Annotated in this window: 5 protein-coding genes and 1 pseudogene; 3 read left to right on the top strand and 3 right to left on the bottom strand. The window is 57.6% G+C overall.

Features of this window, described 5'->3' with window-relative positions; all coding sequences use genetic code 11:
• Window positions 1–109 precede the first annotated feature (109 nt).
• Complete coding sequence (locus tag MHN09_RS20885; protein WP_049589197.1) at window positions 110–907, top strand: undecaprenyl-diphosphate phosphatase; 798 nt, start codon at window positions 110–112, stop codon at window positions 905–907.
• Window positions 908–937: 30 nt separating this feature from the next.
• On the opposite strand, the gene MHN09_RS20890 is transcribed toward MHN09_RS20885, so the two are convergent.
• On the bottom strand, window positions 938–1,360 hold the full coding sequence (locus MHN09_RS20890) for a metalloregulator ArsR/SmtB family transcription factor (RefSeq protein WP_049589198.1): 423 nt from the start codon (window positions 1,358–1,360) through the stop codon (window positions 938–940).
• 34 nt (window positions 1,361–1,394) lie between these two features.
• Here MHN09_RS20890 and MHN09_RS20895 point away from each other — a divergent pair, with 34 nt between their 5' ends.
• On the top strand, window positions 1,395–1,676 hold the full coding sequence (locus MHN09_RS20895) for a hypothetical protein (RefSeq protein WP_152910907.1): 282 nt from the start codon (window positions 1,395–1,397) through the stop codon (window positions 1,674–1,676).
• Window positions 1,677–1,681: 5 nt separating this feature from the next.
• Here MHN09_RS20895 and MHN09_RS20900 read toward each other — a convergent pair whose 3' ends face one another.
• Window positions 1,682–1,885 carry a hypothetical protein gene (locus MHN09_RS20900; protein ID WP_049589200.1) on the bottom strand — a complete coding sequence of 68 codons (204 nt, stop codon included), beginning with the start codon at window positions 1,883–1,885 and terminating at the stop codon, window positions 1,682–1,684.
• A gap of 131 nt (window positions 1,886–2,016) precedes the next feature.
• Window positions 2,017–3,533, bottom strand: a protein-coding gene (locus MHN09_RS20905) for an IS3 family transposase (protein WP_231514359.1) whose coding sequence is annotated in 2 segments (ribosomal slippage) — window positions 2,017–3,096 and window positions 3,099–3,533 — 1,515 coding nt in all. Because the reading frame shifts where the segments join, the coding sequence is not laid out codon by codon here.
• A 93-nt stretch (window positions 3,534–3,626) separates the two neighbouring features.
• Here MHN09_RS20905 and MHN09_RS21620 point away from each other — a divergent pair.
• Window positions 3,627–3,724, top strand: a pseudogene (locus MHN09_RS21620) (transcriptional regulator); the annotation flags it as partial.

A 3,724-nucleotide genomic window follows, 5' to 3' on the forward strand; every position in this document is an offset into this window, starting at 1 on the left:
CAGTAGAGTAGGCTGAAGAGGATCAATCAGATAATCCGCTGAGAAAGATTTTCTTCTTTACATCTTTGGCATTTTATCAACCAGAAATTCCGGATACCCAACTAAAAGAATGGATATTTTCCAGGCCCTTTGCCTTGGCCTCCTCCAGGGACTGACCGAATTCCTGCCCATATCCAGCTCCGCCCACCTGATCCTGACACCCGCCTTCTTCGGCTGGGAAGACCAGGGTGTCGGCTTTGACCTGTCGGTGCACGTGGGCACGCTATTGGCCGTGGTGCTCTACTTCCGCCGGGATGTCTTCAGCATCGCCCAGGACGGCCTGATTTCCATGGGCCAGCGCAAAATCGTCGGCCAGGGCGCCCTGGCCTGGTACCTGGTGATCGGCACCATCCCGGCGGGCCTCGCGGGCCTGGCCCTGCTCGACATGATCGACAACGAACTGCGCGGCGCCTCCGTCATCTTCTTCACCACCCTGGTGTTCGGCATCCTGCTGGGCATTGCCGACTGGCTGCCCAAACGCCAGCGCACCATGGATTCCCTGAACTGGAAAGACGCCGTTATCGTCGGCATCGCCCAGGCCATGGCCCTGGTCCCCGGCACCTCCCGCTCGGGCGTCACCATCACCGCCGGCCTGTTCCTGGGCATGACCCGGGAAACCGCCTCGCGGTTCTCATTCCTGCTGGCGATTCCGATTATCGTGCTGGCATCGGCGGTAAAACTGCTGGAAGTGGCCACGTCCGACGTAATCGTGGATTGGAATGGTTTCCTGATTGGCGGCGTCACCTCGTTCCTGATGGCCATTACCGCCATCCACTTCTTCCTGAAGTGGCTGAACAAAGTGGGTATGTGGCCTTATGTTATCTATCGAATTGCTCTGGCCGGGGTTATTTACACCGTTCTGATATAACCTTTAACCTCAACCAAGCGCCCTGCAGCATCAAACATCGTCGCTTTCGCAGAGCCCCTGGCGTTCAATGATATCGGCCCATTCGGTACTCCCCGGCCCGACCACACATTGCCCGCTCTCACGCAGCGCAAGACGCAGGTGGCATTTCCTGATCTCGGTTTCCAGTTCCTTCTCAGGAATGCTTTTCACTGCCGCCAGTAATTTCATATGGAAAGGAGAGCCTTTGCGGTTAAGTGTATAGAAAACCCACTTACCTTCTTTCTGGGCTGTCACCAGTCCTGCCTTTTGAAGAATCTTCAGGTTGCGCGAAACGTTATAATGGGCCTCTCCCAGAACATCCATCGCCTCGGCAACACAAATTCGCTCATCGATATGTACCAACAGCCAGAAAAGGCGCAGGCGATTGGCATCCGAGATAGCTTTTAACGCGTCTGTATAACATGCATCTATCATTCTATTTCCAAACCTCCGTTGGTCTGGATCTTAAGTGATTACTACTAGGCCAGCAATCGGGAACACAACAACCACCTTATTTGGAGGCTTTTCGGTGTTCGCTGAGCCCTTTCAGCATCAGAAAAACACCGGCACAAAACACCAACCCGGAATGGCAGCCATGGAAGACCAATTCTGCTTTACTGCCACCAGTAAACAAGGCGATCCAAAAGAAAGGGCAAAAAAGTCCCAACAGCGCGATAGAAAAACCGGGTCTGGCAGACGATGGCAGTCTGCGTTCCCTGACCACCTGCCACAAATGGGTGTAGGCGCATAGATTTGCTAAAACTTGCCTGACTTTTCCCATGCATCCCTCCCAGTCTCATTTATCCCCAGTAAAAACTGATTCAGCAACTGGCAGGTTGCGTCACTGTCGTCAGAGCCCCGTATTTCCCTGCGTGCCTGGGCCAGCGCATTGCTGTCGAATTTGGCTCCGCCTACATGCAGTAACTCATCCAGGGCAACGGCCCAGCTATTCTTGTCCATAACCTTTCCTTCAATAACGTAGAATACTCGATGATCTAACATATGCACATTTATGCGTTTGTGCATATTATAGAGTAACGTGACGTCCGGAGTCTGTCAACATAGATGGCACATGAAATGGTTCTGGCTCTTTAAAATCCCGCTGCCTGTGGCACCGGGTCCCGCTCGGGATTTAGGTGTACGATCTCAGGCAGGCTGAGTTTCCGGATGTCACCCGACCAGCGCTCCGGGTGGCGCTGCTTAGCCGCCTCGAAGACTTCCCGGCGCTGCGCCAAGATGCCCTTGGCCTCGCCGTTATGGCGCTGACTCGGCGTGACGTAGCGAAGGGCACTGTGCCGGTGCTCATGGTTGTACCACTCGGTAAATTGCTGAACCCAGTCCTGAGCCTCGGTCAGGGTAGCGAACCCCTCGGCGGGGAAGCCCGGCCGGTACTTGAGCGTCTTGAAGGCCGACTCGGCGAAGGCGTTGTCGTTACTCACCCGTGGACGGCTGTACGACGGGGTGATGCCCAGGTCGTAGAGCTTCTCCAAGAAGGTTGCTGCCTTCATCGGGCTGCCGTTATCTGAGTGAAGGATCAGGGGCTTGTGACGATCGGTGAGGTGCTCTCGCCAGCAGGCCTTCTGGATCAGCTCGGCGGCCAGCTCGCCAGTCTCCGTCTCGTAGACCTCGTGCCCAACGATCTTGCGGCTGAAGACGTCCATGATCAGGTACAGGTACCACCAGGTACCGCGTGCTGGGCCCGGCAGCCAGCTGATATCCCAACACCACAAGTAGTTAGGCGCCGTGGCTTGGTGCGTCGTCGGAGAGCGCTTGCGCTGCGGGGCCTGCTGTCGGCCCCGGTGGTGTTGCTGGTCGTATTCATGGAGCACTCGATACATCGTCGACTCAGAGGCCAGGTAGCGGCCCTTGTCCGCCTGATCGGCCACGATGAAGGCCGGAGGGCGGCTCCGGTACTCCGGGGCGTTGCACAGCGCCAAGACCGCCTCTCGCTCCTCAGGCGATAGCTTATTAGCCGGTTCCGGGCGGTCGGCGTCGGGGCGGCGATCCGCCGTCACCTCGCCTTCGGAGACCCAGCGATAGTAGGTCCGCACGTTAATGCCCATCACCTGACAGGCCTTGGCCAGCCGAGCACCGTCACGCTGGGCGTCTTGCACCAGGGTCACGATGCGCTGGCGATCCGGGAGGCTGGTCAGTCGTCCTCGTCGTTGGTCGTGCCCCAGATCGCCTCGGCCTTTTTTGACAGGGCCAGCAGCGCCGCCGTCTCGGCCAGGGCCTTGTCCTTGCGGCGCAGCTCACGCTCCAACTGACGGAGCCGCTTTTGCTCGGCCTTCCGCGCCTGGCGAAGCTGCTTGGCCTGCGCTGCCGCATCGTCGTTGGCGTTCATGCAGGCATCCCGCCAGGCCTCCACCTGCTCGGGATAGAGCCCACGCTCGCGGCAATAGGCGCTGAGTTCGGCCTCATTCATCGGGGCCGTTTCCAGGACGATCTGGAATTTCTCCTGGCTGGTCCAGTGATCGGGCTTGGTGGAACGTGATGGCAAAACCTGTCCTCGTGCTCTGGCCTGTTTCCGCCAATTGTAGAGGGTTGTCGCGGTGATGCCTTCCTGCTCGGCCAATTCCGGGATGGTCATGCTCATGGGCGGTGCCATCTTCTTGAGGATGGCTTCCTTACGTTCTGCGGGGTAACGCACGTTGTTCACCTCTCAATCCGTTTAGGTGACAACTACGTTGAAGCATAGGGCCTTGCGCGCATGGCCAAGGTAGGGCTGATCCGGCAGGAGAAACATAGCCGCACGATTGTCTGTATACCCGAGTATGGGCACCTAGAGAATTTGATCGG

It is taken from the genome of Alteromonas sp. MmMcT2-5 (genome assembly GCF_022348315.1).
Taxonomy (GTDB): Bacteria; Pseudomonadota; Gammaproteobacteria; order Enterobacterales; family Alteromonadaceae; genus Alteromonas; species Alteromonas macleodii.